Source organism: Runella limosa DSM 17973, assembly GCF_000482465.1.
Lineage (GTDB): Bacteria > Bacteroidota > Bacteroidia > Cytophagales > Spirosomataceae > Runella > Runella limosa.
Genome location: NZ_KI519420.1, coordinates 951718 through 970239, shown reverse-complemented (window position 1 = coordinate 970239; position 18522 = coordinate 951718). Strand labels below are relative to the sequence as shown.

The window sequence follows — 18522 nt, the reverse complement described above, 5'->3', positions numbered from 1 at the left end:
GCTTCGGTTTATTACAGTAACTTAGTACTAGCCTTTCTGTAATTTATGAATATAGTGAGCAATTTTCCAACGCTCTTCGGGAGTCACTTGTGAACCATGTGCCCACATGCGACCTTTTCCGTGCGTAATTACGTGGAAAATATGTCCGTCATTCATATTGAGGTAAGCATCCGCTTTGTAGTTAGGCACCCCTTTGTACATATCAGCTACTGGGCCATCTCCTGCACCTGTTTCACCGTGGCAGTGTTGGCAGTATCTTCCATAAAGTGCTTTTCCTTCTGCAAGTGTCTTGGCAGTATTTGGAACGGGATTTTTCAAAACGGCTTCCGCAGTAGCGAGTTCATCTTTACCAATGTGGTAAATCATCAAGTCCACGCTTGAGCTGTCAAATTGAGTTTTGTAGTTACGGCGAGATACCGTTCCTGCCACAGGCTCACGCATGTTTTTTCCATCAGCATTGATGGGGTTTTTCTCAATTTGGGTATATGGCTCATAACCAACCGAGTTGTACATGTTAGGAGCATATTCTAAACCTGCATCATCGTGACCACGTTGGCATGAACTCAAAGCAGCGACGACAGCAAACGTACCAGCAATTAATGTATTAATTTTTTTCATCTTCATTTAAAAACATTAAACCTGTTTAACACTCACCTCTTCTGCTCCTGAAGCTTTTACCAAACTAGCAATTTCAGCTTCTGACATTTTGTTTTTGCTTAGGTCAATCGCCATCACAAATTTATTGTCAGTACAACGTGGGTCAAACAAAAGTGGCTCAACGGTTGGCCCTAATCCATTTGATAGGAAAAAGGTAATTGTCATCCCAAAAGCCGTAAAAAGTACCGTAAGCTCAAACATAATTGGAATATAGTTGGGATAAGAAAGAGGGTCTTTCCCACCAATAACCATCGGCCAATCGATTCCCATTGTCCAAGTAGTCAACGTAATTGCGCACAAAAACCCTGTCAAACCAAAGCAAAATGCCGCAATACCGATACGAGTCCGTGGGTGGCCAATTGCTATGTCCATTCCGTGAATAGCAAAAGGTGAATACACTTCGTAGATTTTCACCCCAGCGCTTTTAATTTTATTTACTGCGGCGAGTGCTACGTCATCATCGTCATAAACACCTACCAAAAACTTCTTATTTGCGTCCGTCATTGTTGTCTCAATTATTTTTTGAAAACTCAATTTTAACTTCCCTTACTTTCTTATTCTGCATCTTTTTTGTAGGCAGGAGAAGCTAATCTGTCTGCTTTAGAAACGCCTGCGATTTTTTTGGGCAATTGCTCAGAAGTTGTCCGCAATACACCCTTCACCTCTGCCATGTTAATTACTGGCAAATACTTAGAGAACAATAAGAAAAGAGTGCCAAACAAACCGAATGAGAAGATATAATCACCGATGTCAAACATTGTTGGTGAAAACATTGCCCAGCTCGACGGAATATAGTCGCGGTGAAGTGACGTCACAATAATTACGAAACGCTCAAACCACATACCGATGTTTACAATTACCGAAATGAAGAACGTCCATTTAACACTACGACGAAGTGAACGTGACCAGAAGAGCTGTGGAGAGATTACGTTACACGTCATCATCGCCCAATATGCCCACCAGTATGGCCCCGTAGCGCGGTTGATAAATGCGTAGCTTTCGTACTCAACGCCTGAATACCAAGCGATAAAGAACTCAGTCAAATACGCTACCCCCACAATCGATCCCGTCAAAGTGATGATTTTGTTCATCATTTCGATGTGCTCAAATGTGATATAATCTTCCAACTTATATACGACACGGGCGATAAGCATCAAGTTTTGTACCATGGCAAAACCAGAGAAAATCGCACCTGCTACGAAGTAAGGAGGGAAAATGGTAGTGTGCCAACCTGGAATAACCGAGGTTGCAAAGTCCATGGATACAATCGTGTGTACTGAAAGTACGAGTGGTGTTGACAAACCAGCCAAAATTAAGCTGATGTACTCGTAACGTGCCCACGTTTTTGCTGAACCGTTCCAGCCCATTGCCAAAGTACCGTAGATATACTTCGATACTTTATTTTGAGCGCGGTCACGGATAGTAGCCAAATCAGGCACAAGACCTACATACCAGAATAAACAAGATACTGAAAAATACGTTGAAATCGCGAATACGTCCCAAACCAATGGTGAGTTGAAGTTAACCCACAATGATCCGAATGTGTTTGGCAAAGGCAAAGCCCAGTGCGCCATCCACGGACGGCCCATGTGCATCAAGATAAACGAAGCCGCACAAATAACGGCGAAAATCGTCATCGCTTCAGCAGCACGGTTAATAGAAGTTCTCCATTTTTGACGGAACAACAACAAGATTGCGGAGATAAGTGTACCAGCGTGACCGATACCTACCCACCATACGAAGTTGGTAATGTCCCATGCCCAACCTACAGTTTTATTAAGGCCCCAAACGCCCAAACCTTCCCACCAAGTCCAGAAGAGACAGCAAGTACCATACAGTAAAACCACAACAGAAATGGCAAATGCTATTTTCCACTCTTTGGTTGGTTTACCTTCCACCTGCTTGCAGATATCCTCTGTTACGTCAGCGTACGTCTTGCCACCTGTTACAAGAGGGGTTCTTACGGGTGAAGTAACGTGCATATTTTTAAGAGTTAATAGTTATTTTATTGATTTTTCTCTATGTATTTTGACAAAATAGCTCGACTATTTTATCGAGAGCCACTGCTCCGAAAAGCAGTGGCTTTGATTTATTAGTGACCTCCGTGTTCAGCGTGTTGGTGCTCCGCGTGAGCCGCAGCTTTAGAAGCGTCAACATCTTTGTTACGAATCTTAGTCAAGTAAGTAATCTGCGGCTTGACGTTGATTTCATCCAACATTTGGAATGCACGTCCTTCTTTCTCTTCTGCCAACAACTTAGAGATACGGCTGCTTGGATCATTCATATCACCAAACACGATTGCTTCTGTTGGGCATGATTGCGAACATGCTACTTCGATTTCTCCGTCAATTGGACGACGACGCTCTTTCTTCGCGTTCAACTTACCTTCTTGGATACGTTGCACACACATCGAGCATTTTTCAATAACCCCGCGCGAACGTACAGTTACGTCTGGGTTGATGACCATTTTACCAAGGTCGTTATTGAAGTGATAATCGAATTTATCGTTGTCGAAGTACTTAAACCAGTTGAAGCGACGTACTTTGTATGGGCAGTTGTTTGCACAATAACGTGTACCTACACAACGGTTATAAGCCATTTGGTTTAAACCTTCTGTGCTGTGGGTTGTGGCCAATACTGGACAAACCGTCTCACAAGGAGCGTTTCCACAGTGCTGACACATCAACGGCTGGAATGTTACTTCTGGGTTTTCAGAGGCAACTTCCAAACCACTCAAATCATCCACTGGTGCATCACTGCTGTAATAGCGGTCAATACGAATCCAGTGCATTTCGCGGCGGTTGATTACCTCTTGGCGGCCAACTACCGAAACGTTATTTTCTGCTTGGCAGCTAATTACACACGCGCCACAACCTGTACATGAGTTAAGGTCAATCGCTAATCCCCAAGAATGGTTTGGTTTTTCATAACCATTCCACAATGAAATTTCTCCTGGGGCTTTCACACCTTCTGAAGTAACGACGTGCGGGAAGTAACGACCAGCTTTGCTATCTTTTTGATACTCAGCAAGACGAGCTTCTTGTAGCACCGACTTACGCGCCATTACGGTGTCGTGAGTCTGTGTTTGCGCAACTTTGTGCGTATCTCCAGTTTTAGTGAGGGTACCTTCACCTGCACTGAAGCTAACAGCTCCACCTTTCAATTGAGCCAGAGGATATACATTTACCCCTACCCCATTACCTGCTTTTCCAGCTTTCTCGCGACCGTATCCAATCGCAATAGCGACGGTTCCGTTGGCTTGGCCTGGCTGGATTACGACTGGTAATTCAACAGATTTACCTTTTACTTCTACCTTAACAACGTCGTCTTGCGCTATTCCTAGTTCTTTTGCTGTTTTTTGAGAAACACATGCGTAGTTATCCCAGCAAGCTTTTGTGATTGGATCTGGGAACTCTTGCAACCAAGGGTTGTTGGCCAATGCCCCGATTCCCATTCCTACCTTTTCATAAAGAACCACTTCAAGGCCAGAAGCATTTGCTTTGTATGCGCTGTTGATTGCAGCGACTGCGGCTTCTACACCTGCCACTGTTCCAGCACCACTAGCTGCTACGGCTCCTTTTTCATAAATACCATCGTGCAATGCTTTTGTCCAGGCATTTTCAAAATCTGCCCCACCAATTACATTAGCTTTCCAGTAGTTACGCAAATAAGCGTAAAAGTCAGCATTCAAACCAGCCCATTTCAATAAGCTTGATTGTGCTTGGCGCGTTTTGTAAATCAGTGAAATAGCAGGTTGTTGCAAGCTGTAGAATCCAGCAACTGGTTGGGCATCACCCCAGCTCTCTAAATAATGAGGAGCAGGTGCGATGTATTTACAAAGTGAAGATGTTTCATCGGCACGATCAGCAAATGAAACCGAAAGTGCTACTTTAGAAAGTCCTTCTTTCAATTCAGCACCACGTGGGTGATCATAGACAGGGTTACAACCGTAGAAAATAACGGCGCTTACCGAACCACCTTTTACTTCATCAATCAAAGTGTTCATGGCAGCGTCATCTCCCTGACGGAAGTACGCTGGTGTGCCCAAATCAATCGTAGCGCCATACGAACCAAGTGTTTGGTTAATGGCATTTACTACAACTTGAACACTCGCATCGTTTGAGCCAGATACGACCAACGAAGCCCCTTGCGCAGCTTTTAATTCTTTGGCTGCTTTATCAAGCATTTTGTCAACCTCAGCACCTAAAGAAGCGCTTCCGTTGCCAGTAATCTTATTATATAACGCCAACGCTACAAGACCCTCTTGTGAAGGTTTGATGGTTGTGCGATAGTCAGCGTTTGAACCCGTAAGTGACAATGTTGTCTCAAACTGGAAGTGACGTGACATTGATTTATTTCCGCCTTTTACGCTGCTTATTTTACGGCCTCTGGCATATTGGGTTGAGAACGCATCTGGGGCAACCCAAGTACCTAAAAAGTCGCAACTTAAACCTACAATTACTTTTGCTTTGCTAAAATCATACGATGGCAATACTGCTTTGCCAAAAGAATCCGCATTAGCTTTGATTAAGCCAGATGCTGAATTTACATCGTAAGAAATGTGTTTTGTTGTAGGATATTTTGCTGTAAAGTCGCCAATAACAGCTTTTGTTGAAGGGCTTAAAATGGTAGAAGAAACGATACGAATCTGTCCACCTTTTGCCAATTGAGCTGAGATTTCTTTGTCAATTACATCCCAGTCAGCATCAGCATCCCCTTTTTTGGGGCCTTTCAATTTTTCAATATCGTATAACGCCAACAAAGAGGCATGTGCGCGAGCACTAACCCCTCCTTTGCTTACACTCGATTGTTTGTTCCCTTCAATTTTGACTGGACGTCCTTCGCGAGTTTTTACTAGAATACTAGCATAATCTCCGCCCTCAGCGTACGTCGATGCGTACCAATCTGCGATAGATGGGAAGGTATCTACTGGCTTGTTGAGATAAGGAACAGCTTTTCTTATGGGAGCTTCACACGCGGCCAACGACACGGCAGCAACGCCAAATCCCAGCACTTTCAAGAAATCGCGACGGTCTGAACCAATGCCATCGACGATGCTCTTGTTTTCACTGGAATTGGTAAGTTCAAAGCTACCAAATTCGTTATGGGCGTTTTTTACAAAAGTCTCATCATTCCGAAGCTCCTCTAGTCCTTTCCAATACCTCTTCGTTTGGTTTTCCATATATTTATGAATGTAGATTCTGGATTCTTATATTTTCTAGTTCTAGTAGTGACACTTTGAACATTCCAAGCCGCCAATATCAGCCACTTTCAAAGGCTTATCGCTTTTCTCAGCATGAAGCTGCACTAGCTTGTCATAATAGGCGTTTTCTTTTGTATTAACGTCTGTCTTACGGTGACAGTCGATACACCAACCCATTGTCAAGGTTGAACGTTGTTGAACAACCTCCATTGTTTGGATTTCACCGTGGCACTGCTGACACTGAAGACCACCCACGTTTACGTGTTGGGCGTGGTTAAAATACGCCAAATCAGGTAGGTTGTGAACACGTACCCACTGGATTGGCTTGTTTTCCTCGATAGCCGAGTAAATTTTTTGAATTTCTGGAGATTCTTTTTTGATCACTCCGTGGCAGTTCATGCAAATGTTTGCCGAAGGAATTGTCGCAGACTTGCCACGGTTAACGCCTGTGTGGCAGTAGTTACAGTCAATTTTATACTGACCTGCGTGCAATTTGTGCGAGAAAGCGATTGGTTGCTTTGGAGCGTATCCTTGTTGGATACCTACGCCATACAAACCATCAAGGGTAGCTTTCGTTACCATTAATACAAAGAACCATACGGTAGCACTGCGGATAGCTGAGTTTTTGCTCATCGCTACCAAACCGTTACGAAGTTTGTCGCCAAAAGAACCGCCATCGCCAGCACCTACTTCTCCACTTACCGCTTTTGATAAGATCGAAACGATAGCTAGCAATACTCCGAGTACAAGTAACATTACTAATAGTAACGCTACAAGAATGTAAGTAAACAAATCAGAAGACTCAGCAGCTGCTCCACCTGCTGCCGCAGTTGCACCCGCTGCTGCAGGGGCTGCCGCCACTGCGGTATTGGCTTTCTCGATGTAGGCCAAAATGTCCTTTACTTCTGTCTCGCCATACGCTGGAAAGGCCGTCATTTGTGCTTTGCCAAATTTGTTATACAAAGCTACAGCATACTCATCGCCTGATTGAATGACTCCATTGGGATTTTTTACCCATTTTACTAACCAAGCTAAATCACGGCGTTGTTGGATACCTTTTAAGCCAGGGCCTACTACTTGCTCGTCTTTGGGAGAGTGACAAGCTTTACAGTTGTTATTAAATAGCGATTCGCCATTGGCTGCATCACCATCTTGAGCTACTGCACTGAATCCAACAGTAGTCAACATTGCTACTACTAATAGCCGACTGATGTTGCGCATTTTTTTGAAAAATAAACTACTCTTCATTCGTGTATGAATTAACAAAAACATGATACTTCTTGACCCTACAAAAGTAATGCACTAATAGGTACGTGCCAAAGTATTTCTATTCTTAATTTGCAATAATTTAATTATTTAGACTTCTTCTAATTAAAGAGCAGAACCCACCTAAAACCTAATTTTATTCTGTATTTGAGGAAAAATAGGTAGGATTAAAAACAAAAATACCACTCAGCTTGTGAAATGGTTATCATAGCTGAATGGTATTTTTTTTAGAAATATGTATTTTAGTGAGGTCCCGAGCGGATTCGAACCGCTGTACGAGCTTTTGCAGAGCTCTGCCTAGCCACTCGGCCACAGGACCAAAAACACTTGGATAATGTGTTAGACAAATACTAAACTTTGCTTAAAAGTGTTAGCGAAATCACTAACCCATATCCAAGTGCAAATGTAGTGCTTTATTTTGAATAATTCACTATTCAGCGTCTGTTTCGTTTGAAACTTTCTTAGGAGCAGCCGATTTTTTCTTCTTCTCGCCTTCTTCTAATTGTTCTTTCAATGCCGAAAGTGCCTCAAGGTCACCTAGTGTAGCTTTCTCAGCGTCTTTTGCTTTTTCAACCTTAGCAGGTTTCGCCGCTTTTTCTTCTACTTTAGGCTCTTCTTTATCTTGCCAAGTTTTAGCGTGAGAAAGAACGATGCGTTTTTCTTCTTTCAAGAACTCAGTTACTTTGAAATCAAGTGACTCACCTACTTCCGCAACTGAACCATCTTCTTTAGCAAGGTTTTTCAACACTGCAACTCCTTCGATACCGTAAGGTAATTCGAGCGTAGCTACTTTGTCACCTTTACCAACGACAGTACACTTGTGAACTGAACCTACTGCGAATACTGATTCAAAAGTATCCCATGGGTTTTCTTCAAGGTGTTTGTGGCTCAAAGACAAACGACGGTTATCAGCGTCAAGTTCAAGTACCATTACTTCAAGTTCTTCACCAACTTTGATGAAATCGCTTGGGTGCTTGATTTTCTTTGTCCATGAAAGGTCAGATACGTGAACTAGACCGTCGATACCCTCTTCCAATTCAAGGAAAAGACCAAAGTTAGTCAAGTTACGAACTACACCTTTGTGTTTTGAACCAACTGCATATTTTTCGATGATTTCTTGGCGTGTCCAAGGATCAGCGGTCAATTGTTTCAAGCCAAGAGACATTTTACGCTCGTTGCGATCCAATGTCAATACAACTGCTTCTACTTCGTCACCGATTTTCAAGAAATCTTGTGGGTTACGTAGGTGTTGTGACCACGACATTTCTGAAACGTGAATCAAACCTTCTACGCCTGGCATGATTTCAAGGAAAGCACCGTAGTCAGCTACGTTTACTACTTTACCTTTTACTTTCGAGCCAACTTCAACCTCTGTAGAAAGTGCTTCCCAAGGATGAGGCTGGAGTTGCTTCATACCAAGTGAAATACGCTTCTTATCTTCGTCGAAGTCAAGTACTACTACGTTGATTTTTTGGTCAAGGCTCAACAAATCCGATGGATCGTTGATACGTCCCCAAGAAATATCTGTAATGTGCAACAAACCATCAACACCACCCAAGTCGATGAACACACCGAACTTAGTCATGTTCTTAATTACACCCTCAAGTACTTGACCGCGCTCAAGGTTTGTAAGGATAAGTTGACGTTGTGCTTCAAGATCTTTCTCGATAAGAACTTTGTGAGATACGACCACGTTGTTATTAGCGTGATTGATTTTCACAACTTTCACTTCCATTTTCTTACCTACGAAGATGTCGAAGTCACGAATTGGCTTAACGTCAATTTGTGAACCTGGCAAGAAGGCTTCGATACCGTAGATATCCACGATAAGACCACCTTTTGTGCGACGCTTCACAAAACCATCGATAACCAAATCCTCGTCGAATGACTTCTGGATGTTATCCCAAGCTGTAATAACGCGTGCTTTTTTGCGAGAAAGAACCAACTGACCGTTAGGGTCTTCTTGGTTTTCGATATATACTTCAATTTCGTCGCCGATTTTCAAATCCGACAAATCGCGGAATTCTGAACGCGGTACGATACCGTCCGATTTTGATCCAATGTTCAAAATCACTTCGCGGTCATTCATACCGACCACGACACCTTTAACTACTTCTTTTTCGGCGACGGGTGCAAGAGTCCCGTTAATCAATTGTTCTAGCTGGGCTTTTTCAGCTACTGAGTAACCGCTACCAAAGCCACGGTTATCAATTCTATCCCAATCAAAATCAGCTAATTGAGCTTTACTCATGATAAGTTTTAAAATTGCCTTTTATACATCAACCTATCGGCATTTAGGTTGAAATTTGGTGAAACAAACGTCCGCCTTTCGCAAAACGGAGTGCAAAGGTAGATGTTTTCCAAAAAAAATGCAATTTTTAATACACCTTTTCTCTCTTTGTTAAGAAAGGCATCCATGATTCTTCTACAGCCCCTGAATAATCGCGCAAAAATAGCACAAATGAAGGTTTAAAAGGCCGATGACGCATGGGCATAGAGGCTTCTTCGGGGGTGCAATCCCCTTTTTTGGCATTACAGCGCTTACAGGCCGTAGCCAGATTTTCCCAGCTTGTTCGCCCTCCCCTGGATTTTGGCATCACGTGGTCTAACGTAAGGTCTTCCGTCGAACTACAATACACACACCGATGCCCATCTCGTTTGAAAATATTTTGCCGCGTGAGCATCACGCCTTTGTAGGGAAGATTAATGTAACGGTTGAGGCGAATAACTGTTGGTAGCGGAAATGAAGTACTTACAGTATGTAATTGAAACACCGAAGATGCAGCAACCAATTCGGCCTTGTCTAAATAGACGAGTAAAAAGGCTTTAGGAACCGAACAAATGCCTAAAGCGGAGTAATCTTGATTCAAAATTAAGACTTTCCTACCCATACCGACATCAAGTTTTTTAGGTTTTTGCAATTTACAAAATTCTGAGGTAATAATCTCTCCCTCAGTTAATATCTTAACAAAATCTTCTTGCTAGGATTTTTTTTTGGCTGACTTTGGAACAAAAAAATAAACATCTATTGTTTACTAAACACTGTTCAGTAAATTTGTAATATCAATCAAACATTTATTCTATTTCATGGGAATACTAGAGCGAAAAGAACGAGAAAGAGAAGACATGCGACGGCTCATTTTGAACGCCGCACGGGAGCTTTTTTTGGAGCAAGGGTATGAAAAAACAAGTATTCGGAACATCGCAGACGTCATAGAATACAGTCCAGCCACTATTTATTTATACTATAAAGACAAAAACGAATTATTTTTTGCCCTCCATGAAGAAGCATTCTTAAAATTGATGGAGGAACTCAGTTCGCTACAAACCATCCAAGATTCCTTTGCTCGCTTGATTGAAATGGGACATCGGTACATCAAATTTGCCGTTGAAAACCCTGAATTATACGACCTTATGTTTATCATGAAAGCCCCCATTGAAGCATTAGCTTGTCGCGATGAAGTGTGGGAAGATGGGCTAAAATCGTTTGGGTTACTCAAATGGGCGATTCAAGAATGTGTAACGGCGGGTTATTTTAAAAATACGGATATTGAGGTTTCAGCCATTACTATTTGGTCTTATATGCACGGTTTGGTATCTATTTACTTAAAAAATCGCATGAGCATGTTTCAAGACAACCAACAATTGCAACGAATGCAGCAGTCGTTTGTGCTGTTTACTAAAATGATTAAAGAAACACTTTAATTAACTATCTATCAGCCATGAACATTTTCTTTTCGATGCCATTAATTGCCTTGTTTTCAGGCATTTCGTTCCTTCATTTTTACTGGGGATTGGGGGGTAAGAAATGGGTTCATTTAGCAATACCAACTTCCCCAAAAGCTACTGAAACGCCACTTTTCAAACCGCGTTTTTTCGAAACATTGGTAGTTGCTTTAGGTATTTTAGGATTTGCTTGGGTCATTGGGGCTAAAGTAGGCATTTTTTCCACTTTTCAGCTACCTAATTCGTATATTTCAAATAGCGTATTGGTCATTGCAATCATTTTTCTATTACGTGCCATCGGGGAGTTTCGCTATGTAGGATTCTTCAAGAAAATCAAAGATACGCCTTTCGCAAAAATGGACACTCTTTACTATTCTCCGATTTGTTTATTAATCAGTCTTCTTTCATTTATTATTTACCTATAAATCAAGATTTTACAGCCATGAAAACCCCGATTCTGTCACCTCCTCCCGAGCAATGCCTTGTAGGTTTCCTCTCTTTTTTGCCTATTTATGAACACTGTTTATTAAATAAGATATGATTAGATATTTTCACCTGTGGTCGTTGCTCTTGTTCAGCTTTGGAGCGACGGCCCAATCATCCGCCATTTTGGAAGCCTATGTACAAGAAGGACTCCAAAACAACCTTTCGCTCAAACAAGAAGGGCTTGAAATCCAAAAAGTGAATGAAGCCATCGTACAAGCTAAATCACTTTTTTATCCAAAAGTCAGCTTCAACCCCACTTACTCCTTGGCCGCAGGTGGACGGAGATTGGCCTTTCCTGTAGGAGACTTACTGAATCCAGTTTATAACACACTCAACCAGCTCACGCAAACCAACAATTTTCCCCAGGTGGAAAATGTCAACGAGTTGTTAGCCCCCAATCATTTTCATGACACAAAGTTAAGTTTTCAATACTCCATTTATAACCCTGAAATTCAGTACAATTACCTGATTCAGAAAACGTTGCTATCCGCGCAAGAGGCGCGTAAACGCGTTGTAGAAAATGAGCTAAAATATACGATTGAAACGGCCTATTTTCAGTATTTACAGTCGCAGGAGGCTTTGCAGATTTTTGAAAATGCCAAGAAAACCCTACATGAACTGGTACGGCTCAACCAAAAGCTTGTTTCAAACAACGTCGTTACCAAAGATGCCGTAGTAGGTGCCGAATATGAGCTAAGTAAACTCGAACAGCAAGCGATTATAGCCGCCAAAAACTCAAACGTAGCCAAAGCCTATTTTAATTTTTTGCTCAATCGCGAGCTCGGAAGCGATATTAAAACCGATTCCTTGCTTTTAGCCTCTAATCAAAAGCAATTCATTGCCCCCTCCCCCGCTTTAAGTTCCTTGACTAGCTTGGCCACTCAAAATCGTCAAGAATTAAAACAGCTTGCTCAATCCATTTTAGCTTCGCAAACTGCCATTACGCTCCACGAAAAAGCCGCAAAACGACCATCAGTTTTTATTGGCGGAAACAGTGGTTTTCAAGGATTTGGCTATAAATTTTCGGGACAAGCTTACCTTGTCACCCAAATAGGTTTGCAATGGGATATATTTAAGGGGTACGAGCGAAAATCAAAAATTCAACAGGCTAAAATTCAAACAGAACTGCTAAAAACGAAGCAATCTGAAGTGGAAAAACAGATTGAGCTCCAAACGACGCAGGCTTATTTTGAGCTTCAAGCCGCCAAAGAATCGATGAAATCATTGGCCGACGGTATCCGTAAAGCCGAACAGTATTTCAAGGTCATCGACAGTCGGTATCGTAATGGCAATGTCCTACTCATTGAATACGTCAAAGCCCAAAGCGAATTGCTCAACGCGCAATTGCAAGAATCTTTGGCACAGTTTGATATACTTTCTAAACAAGCTACTCTCAATAAAATCACAGCCGTTAACTAACCTACTTCTCTGACTATGAACTCTTTACATAACACATTTCGCTTAGTAAGTAGCTCATTATTATTGAGTTTACTTCTTATAAGCTGCAATAAAAAAGACGAAACGCAACAAAAAAACCCTGAAACAGATGAGGTATTGGTGCCCGTTTCACTCACCAAAGTTGACCAAGCTACCCGTTCTGAAAGTATCGTTGCGTCTGGGTTGGTTGCCTCGTCAGAAGAAGCGAGGTTGTCGTTTAAAATTGGCGGAATAATCCAAAAAATATATGTGACCGAAGGCCAAAAGGTGAGCAAAGGCCAACTTCTCGCTTCGCTTAACACCACCGAAATCGACGCGCAAGTGAATCAGGCCAAATACGGCGTTGAAAAATCTGAACGAGACTTTAAGCGCGTCGAAAATATGCTAAAGGACACCGCCGCCACGCTGGAGCAAATGCAAAACGTGACAACTGCACTGGACATTGCCAAACAAAACCTCCAAATCGCTCAGTTTAACCGTTCGTACGCCCAAATCATTTCGCCCATCGACGGCGCGGTTGTCAAGAAAATGGGGAACGAAGGTGAATTGACGGGGCCTGGGACGCCTATTTTTTACATTACGTCCAATCGTCAGGGCGACTGGGTGGTGCGCGTAGGTGTTTCGGACAAAGATTGGGCGCGCTTAAAAGTAGGAGACAAAGCCAATGTGCAGCTTGATGCCTACCCCTCCGAAGCATTTTCTGGCAGCATTACCAAACTTGCTCCTGCCGCCGACCCCATGAATAAGTTGTACGAAATTGAAGTGAGAATTGCGCCCAAGGGAAAGCGTTTGGCCACAGGACTTTTTGCCAAAGTTGAATTAAAACCCGTCCAAAGTCGCACATATACCGTTGTGCCACTAGAAGCAATTGTGGAAGGAAATGGCAAAGAAGCTTTCATTTATGTGTTGGCTGAAACCCGCAAAAAAGTGAAGCGTTTACCTGTGCAAATTGGTTTTGTGGACGGCGATAAAGTTTTGATTACAAATGGCTTAGAAGGCATTTCAGAAGTAATCACTTCTGGTAGCGCTTTCCTAACTGAGTCCTCTACCGTGATTGTAAAATAACGCATTGATGAACCACTTTTTAATCACGCAAAGACGCTAAAAACAATGAATCTATCCGAATTTTCCGTCAAAAACTGGCAATTTATGCTGGTGATGTTTGTGGGAGTGGTCGCGCTGGGACTCAACTCACTTTTCACCATGCCTCGCTCCGAAGACCCGACTTTCGAGGCTCCTACATTTATTATATCAGTAATTTACCCTGGTACTGACCCCAAAGACATGGAGGAACTGGTGGTTGACCCAGTTGAAAAACGCCTCAACGAGTTAAAAGACGTCCGTAATATTCGCACCACCATCGACGACGGTTTGGCCGTGTTTATGTTGGAATACGACTACGCGGTTGACAATGACGAAAAAAAGCAAGAAATCGCTCGTGAAGTCAATTCGATGCGGGGTATTTTGCCCAACGACATTTTCGATATTCGTTATTTTCAATTTGACCCTGGGTTAGTAAACATCGTGCAAGTGGCTTTGGTATCGGAAGTCGCTTCGTACAAAGAAATGGCGCAGTATTCCGAACGTTTGAGAAAAGTACTTGAGAAAAATAAAGACTTGCGCGGCGTGAAAGATTACGGATTCCCCAAAGAAAACGTTCGGATTTCGCTCAATGTTGAAAAAATGGCCCAAGAAGGTATTGCAGTCAACCGAGTACTTGGAGCGTTGCAAAGCGAAAACCTCAACATCCCAGCAGGAAGTGTTCAGGAAGGTGCGCGGCGTTTTAACGTAAAAACCAGCGGTGACTACGAATCGCTTGACCAAATCCGTAATACGGTAGTGGCTACCAATGGTCAAAAAATCATTTACCTCCGCGACGTAGCCGACGTTGATTTCAACTACGAAGAAGAAACCAATTTTACCCGACTCAACGGGCGCCGCGCCGTGTTGGTGGTAGCCGCTCAGAAATCGGGCAAAAATATTTCGGAAACGGGCAAGAAACTAAACCAAAGCCTAACCGAATTTGAAAAGACAATGCCTAAGCACATCAAGATGGTGAAGTACTTTGACCAATCTGTCAGTGTGGACCGACGTCTTGAACGCTTTGCCAAAGATTTTGGCATTGCCATTTTGTTGGTGGCGCTTACCTTATTACCGCTCGGTTTTAGAGCAGCATTGGTGGTGATGATTTCGATTCCCCTTTCGTTGGCCATTGGGCTTACCGCCGTCAATTATTTGGGTTACAGCATCAACCAGTTAAGTGTCGTAGGTTTAATCGTTGCCTTAGGGATTTTGGTGGACGACTCCATTGTCGTAGTAGAAAACATCGAACGCTGGATTCGAGACGGGTTTAGTAAACGTGAAGCCGCCATCAAAGCTACCCGACAAATCACGTTGGCCGTCATTGGTTGTACCGTTACGCTTGTTTTAGCCTTTTTGCCATTGATGTTTTTGCCTGAAGCCTCGGGAGATTTTATTCGAAGCCTTCCCACGGCCGTCACCATGACCATCATCGCGTCCATGATTGTATCGCTTACGATTGTTCCATTTTTGAGCAGCCGTTTGTTAGAAAATAGCCACAATCCCGAAGGGAATATTTTCTTGAGAGCGTTGAAAAAAGTGATTTCTGGTTCGTACAGTCGTTTGCTCAACTGGGCATTACGTCATCCGCTGCCTTCACTTTTATTTGCAGGACTCATTTTTGGCGCATCCTTACTGATTCCAAAACAAATTGGTTTTGCTCTTTTTCCAAAATCAGAAAAACCTATGTTTAGGGTAACGTTTGAGACACCCGAAGGAAGTAGCCTAAACGAAACCAACCGCGTAGCCCGCTTGGTCGAGAATGAACTGAAGCAAGTCCCTGAGGTTAAGTACTTTTCAACCAGCGTTGGGCGCGGAAACCCTCGGATGTATTACAACGTCATCGAGCGCTCTGAGGCAAGCAATTATGCGGAGGTATTTGTCCAACTTCAAGATGAAATTCACCCTCCTCAAAAAGAGAAAATCATTGACAAACTTCGCGAAAAGCTACGATACATTCCCAATGCGAACGTGGAAGTAGTTGATTTTGAGCAAGGTCCTAATACCGAAGCGCCTATCGCCATTCGCGTTTTGGGCGACGACCTGGAGCAATTGCGCACGGTGGCGGCAGATGTGGAGAAAATCTTAAAAGATACCCAAGGCACCATTTACGTCAAAAATCCGCTTACTACCCGTCGAACAGATTTACGGGTGAAAATCAACAAAGAAAAAGCAGGTTTGTTAGGAATGTCGATTGCCGATATTAACCGTACGGTTCGTTTGGCCATTGCAGGTTTAAACATTGGTACTTTCAAAGATAGTGACGGCGACGACTACGCCATCAATGTTACGCTGCCCAAAGGAAAAACCACCACGCCTGATGTTTTAAACAATCTCTATATCAACACATTGACGGGCTCGGCTGTGCCACTTCGCCAAATTGCGGATGTGCAATTTGAAACCTCAACCAACCAAATTAGGCACTTTGACCGTGACCGTTTTGTGACGATTTCGGCTTTTGTGAAAAGTGGTTTTTTGGTTGATAATGTGTACAATGACATTCTAGCTAAACTCGAAAAACATCCATTTCCCAAGGATTTTAGCTACAAAGCAGCGGGCGAATTGGAAGCACGCGAGAAATCATTTGGCGGCCTCGGCACCATCATTCTAATTACCGCTTTTGGGTTTTTAGGGGTGTTAATTCTTGAATTTGGCACGTTCAAGAGCTCACTTATCGTGCTTTCTGTCATTCCGTTGGGCATTATTGGGGCTTTTACGATGCTCTGGATTGTGGGTTATCCACTTTCGTTTGTGGCCGTCATTGGCCTGATTGCCTTGATTGGAATAGAAGTCAAAAACTCCATTTTGCTGGTGGATTTCACCAACCAGCTTCGAGAAGAAGGTAGGCCGTTGTTGGAAGCGATTCAGGAAGCAGGCGAAATCCGTTTTGTACCCATTGTCCTTACTTCGCTTACAGCCATTGGAGGTTTGATTCCGCTCGCCATCGAAGGCAACCCACTTTACTCGCCTCTCGCTTGGGTATTGATTGGTGGTTTAATCAGCTCTACGCTGCTTTCTCGGATTGTAACGCCTGTATTGTATCGACTTATTCCGCCGAAGGTGGAGGGGAAATAATAGAAAATGGCAGATAAATCCTTGTCAAGGTTTTGAACCTTGACAAGGGTTTATTCACGAATTTGATGTTTTTGGAAAGGCTTGGCAAAATGTCTCCTCTCCATTAACAATGCCCTAACCTGCTTTCACCAATTCAATATAAAACCGTACGACATTTTTGAAATCTTCGACGCTTATGCGTTCGTTGGTGCCGTGGGGGCGTTTGAGGTCTTCGTCGTTCATGCGTACGGGCATAAAACGGTACAAGTTTTGGGATACATTCTTATAATAACGCGCGTCGGTTGCCCCAACCACCAAATACGGTGCGACAATTGCATTAGGGAAACACGCCTTGATGGTTCGGTGAAGCGAACGAAAACCCACCGTAGCGGTATCAGAAACGGGCGAGGGTTCTGAATCAAATTGTTTGAGCGATTCGACCGTAATTCGGTCATTGCCAATGGTCTTTTTTACGTAATCAATCACCGTTTTGACTGAGTCACCTGGCAAAATTCTAAAATTGATTTTGGCAATGGCTTCTACGGGCAGTACGTTGTCTTTCACTCCCGCGTGAATCACCGTGGGCGCAATACTGGTACGAACCATGGCATTTCCTGCATTCGTTTTTTCCAATATACCAATGATTACTGAGTTTAACAGCCAACGATTGGCCATCGCCAATTTGGTAGAAAAAGGCATTTCAGGGGCTAAATAGTCCTGCATGTACCCCGCCGCTCCACCCAATCGAGCTGGAAACGGGTGTTTCTGTAATTTATCTATGGCCTCCGCGAGCATTCCAATGCTAGTTTGAGCGGGAGGCATGGACGAATGTCCACCGTCACCCGTCGCGCTCAATTGTAAGGTTGTGTACCCTTTTTCAGCAACGCCAATTAAGGCAATAGGCTGATTAATCCCCGAAACACCATCAATTTTTATCACCCCTCCTTCGTCAACTACGTACTCTAACTCCACTTTACGACTTTCCAACAAAGCCGCGATTTGCTGCGCGCCGTTTCTACCCGAAATTTCTTCATCGTGCCCAAATGCCAAGTAAAAAGTCCGCTCAGGTGTATGGTTATTTTTAAGTAAATGTTCGACAGCTTCGAGCACCCCCATCACCGTTACTTTATCGTCGAGCGTTCCGCGTCCATAGACAAATCCTTCGGCAATGTCCCCCGCAAAAGGCTGATGTTTCCACATTTTCTCCGTACCCTGCACGACAGGAACAACATCATAGTGCCCCATCAAAAGTGCAGGTTTTAAGCTGGTACTTTTCCCTTTCCACTCGTACAACAAACCATAAGTATTTACTCTTTCTAACTTCAAACGGCTATGCACTAAAGGATAGGTTTTTGCCAAATAGCCCACAAATTTTTCAAATTGCGTACTATCCATCAATGACAAATCTTCGTACGAAACCGTCCGAAATTGAATCGCTTCTGACAAGTGGCTCACCACCGAATCGTTGAGCGTAAGCGCGGGCAAAGGCGCGACTCCCTGCATCTGTTTAGAGCTTAGTCGCAACGTGTTGAAAACCAAAACAGAAATCAGCGCCAAAAGCAGCACCGCCACAGCAAGGAAGACCTTTTTCATGAAGCGTTAGGGGTAATTAG

At 43.2% G+C, this 18522-nt stretch carries 13 protein-coding genes and 1 tRNA gene; 5 read left to right on the top strand and 9 right to left on the bottom strand.

What is annotated here, in order from left to right:
- Nucleotides 1-27: 27 nt before the first annotated feature.
- The 8 genes from K339_RS0114070 to K339_RS0114035 all read right to left on the bottom strand — a co-directional run bounded on the left by K339_RS0114070 (nucleotide 28) and on the right by K339_RS0114035 (nucleotide 10017).
- The gene (locus K339_RS0114070; protein WP_084332209.1) at nucleotides 28-618 is read right to left on the bottom strand and encodes a c-type cytochrome; all 591 of its coding nucleotides are present in this window, start codon (nucleotides 616-618) and stop codon (nucleotides 28-30) included.
- A 15-nt stretch (nucleotides 619-633) separates the two neighbouring features.
- The gene (locus K339_RS0114065) at nucleotides 634-1161 is read right to left on the bottom strand and encodes a DUF3341 domain-containing protein (protein ID WP_028524167.1); all 528 of its coding nucleotides are present in this window, start codon (nucleotides 1159-1161) and stop codon (nucleotides 634-636) included.
- Nucleotides 1162-1211: 50 nt separating this feature from the next.
- The gene (gene nrfD, locus K339_RS0114060) at nucleotides 1212-2639 is read right to left on the bottom strand and encodes an NrfD/PsrC family molybdoenzyme membrane anchor subunit (RefSeq protein WP_028524166.1); all 1428 of its coding nucleotides are present in this window, start codon (nucleotides 2637-2639) and stop codon (nucleotides 1212-1214) included.
- A gap of 110 nt (nucleotides 2640-2749) precedes the next feature.
- Nucleotides 2750-5839 (bottom strand): TAT-variant-translocated molybdopterin oxidoreductase, encoded by a 3090-nt coding sequence (locus K339_RS0114055; RefSeq protein WP_028524165.1) that lies wholly within the window; start codon nucleotides 5837-5839, stop codon nucleotides 2750-2752.
- Between the two features lie 42 nt (nucleotides 5840-5881).
- Complete coding sequence (locus tag K339_RS0114050) at nucleotides 5882-7108, bottom strand: c-type cytochrome (protein ID WP_028524164.1); 1227 nt, start codon at nucleotides 7106-7108, stop codon at nucleotides 5882-5884.
- Between the two features lie 266 nt (nucleotides 7109-7374).
- Nucleotides 7375-7445 (bottom strand) — tRNA-Cys (locus K339_RS0114045).
- Nucleotides 7446-7556: 111 nt separating this feature from the next.
- Nucleotides 7557-9377 (bottom strand): 30S ribosomal protein S1, encoded by a 1821-nt coding sequence (gene rpsA / locus K339_RS0114040; protein ID WP_028524163.1) that lies wholly within the window; start codon nucleotides 9375-9377, stop codon nucleotides 7557-7559.
- Nucleotides 9378-9504: 127 nt separating this feature from the next.
- Nucleotides 9505-10017, bottom strand: coding sequence for an HNH endonuclease (locus tag K339_RS0114035; RefSeq protein ID WP_028524162.1), 513 nt, complete (start codon nucleotides 10015-10017; stop codon nucleotides 9505-9507).
- Between the two features lie 196 nt (nucleotides 10018-10213).
- On the opposite strand from K339_RS0114035, the gene K339_RS0114030 reads away from it, so the two are divergent.
- The 5 genes from K339_RS0114030 (at nucleotide 10214) to K339_RS0114010 (ending at nucleotide 16930) form a co-directional block, all read left to right on the top strand.
- The gene (locus K339_RS0114030) at nucleotides 10214-10831 is read left to right on the top strand and encodes a TetR/AcrR family transcriptional regulator (RefSeq protein ID WP_028524161.1); all 618 of its coding nucleotides are present in this window, start codon (nucleotides 10214-10216) and stop codon (nucleotides 10829-10831) included.
- A gap of 17 nt (nucleotides 10832-10848) precedes the next feature.
- Nucleotides 10849-11277, top strand: a complete 429-nt coding sequence (locus K339_RS0114025) for a DUF3995 domain-containing protein (RefSeq protein WP_028524160.1) — start codon at nucleotides 10849-10851, stop codon at nucleotides 11275-11277.
- Between the two features lie 112 nt (nucleotides 11278-11389).
- The gene (locus K339_RS0114020) at nucleotides 11390-12757 is read left to right on the top strand and encodes a TolC family protein (RefSeq protein ID WP_028524159.1); all 1368 of its coding nucleotides are present in this window, start codon (nucleotides 11390-11392) and stop codon (nucleotides 12755-12757) included.
- A 15-nt stretch (nucleotides 12758-12772) separates the two neighbouring features.
- Complete coding sequence (locus tag K339_RS0114015; protein WP_028524158.1) at nucleotides 12773-13840, top strand: efflux RND transporter periplasmic adaptor subunit; 1068 nt, start codon at nucleotides 12773-12775, stop codon at nucleotides 13838-13840.
- A 45-nt stretch (nucleotides 13841-13885) separates the two neighbouring features.
- Complete coding sequence (locus tag K339_RS0114010) at nucleotides 13886-16930, top strand: efflux RND transporter permease subunit (protein WP_028524157.1); 3045 nt, start codon at nucleotides 13886-13888, stop codon at nucleotides 16928-16930.
- A 114-nt stretch (nucleotides 16931-17044) separates the two neighbouring features.
- On the opposite strand, the gene K339_RS0114005 is transcribed toward K339_RS0114010, so the two are convergent.
- Nucleotides 17045-18502, bottom strand: a complete 1458-nt coding sequence (locus K339_RS0114005; RefSeq protein ID WP_028524156.1) for a M20 family peptidase — start codon at nucleotides 18500-18502, stop codon at nucleotides 17045-17047.
- Nucleotides 18503-18522: the final 20 nt, after the last annotated feature.

Excerpts from the sequence above, each read along its gene's own strand:
- K339_RS0114070 (WP_084332209.1), bottom strand. The coding sequence starts at position 618 with ATGAAAAAAATTAATACATTAATTGCTGGTACGTTTGCTGTCGTCGCT.
- K339_RS0114065 (WP_028524167.1), bottom strand. The coding sequence starts at position 1,161 with ATGACGGACGCAAATAAGAAGTTTTTGGTAGGTGTTTATGACGATGAT.
- nrfD (WP_028524166.1), bottom strand. The coding sequence starts at position 2,639 with ATGCACGTTACTTCACCCGTAAGAACCCCTCTTGTAACAGGTGGCAAG.
- K339_RS0114055 (WP_028524165.1), bottom strand. The coding sequence starts at position 5,839 with ATGGAAAACCAAACGAAGAGGTATTGGAAAGGACTAGAGGAGCTTCGG.
- K339_RS0114050 (WP_028524164.1), bottom strand. The coding sequence starts at position 7,108 with ATGAAGAGTAGTTTATTTTTCAAAAAAATGCGCAACATCAGTCGGCTA.
- rpsA (WP_028524163.1), bottom strand. The coding sequence starts at position 9,377 with ATGAGTAAAGCTCAATTAGCTGATTTTGATTGGGATAGAATTGATAAC.
- K339_RS0114035 (WP_028524162.1), bottom strand. The coding sequence starts at position 10,017 with ATGGGTAGGAAAGTCTTAATTTTGAATCAAGATTACTCCGCTTTAGGC.
- K339_RS0114030 (WP_028524161.1), top strand. The coding sequence starts at position 10,214 with ATGGGAATACTAGAGCGAAAAGAACGAGAAAGAGAAGACATGCGACGG.
- K339_RS0114025 (WP_028524160.1), top strand. The coding sequence starts at position 10,849 with ATGAACATTTTCTTTTCGATGCCATTAATTGCCTTGTTTTCAGGCATT.
- K339_RS0114020 (WP_028524159.1), top strand. The coding sequence starts at position 11,390 with ATGATTAGATATTTTCACCTGTGGTCGTTGCTCTTGTTCAGCTTTGGA.
- K339_RS0114015 (WP_028524158.1), top strand. The coding sequence starts at position 12,773 with ATGAACTCTTTACATAACACATTTCGCTTAGTAAGTAGCTCATTATTA.
- K339_RS0114010 (WP_028524157.1), top strand. The coding sequence starts at position 13,886 with ATGAATCTATCCGAATTTTCCGTCAAAAACTGGCAATTTATGCTGGTG.
- K339_RS0114005 (WP_028524156.1), bottom strand. The coding sequence starts at position 18,502 with ATGAAAAAGGTCTTCCTTGCTGTGGCGGTGCTGCTTTTGGCGCTGATT.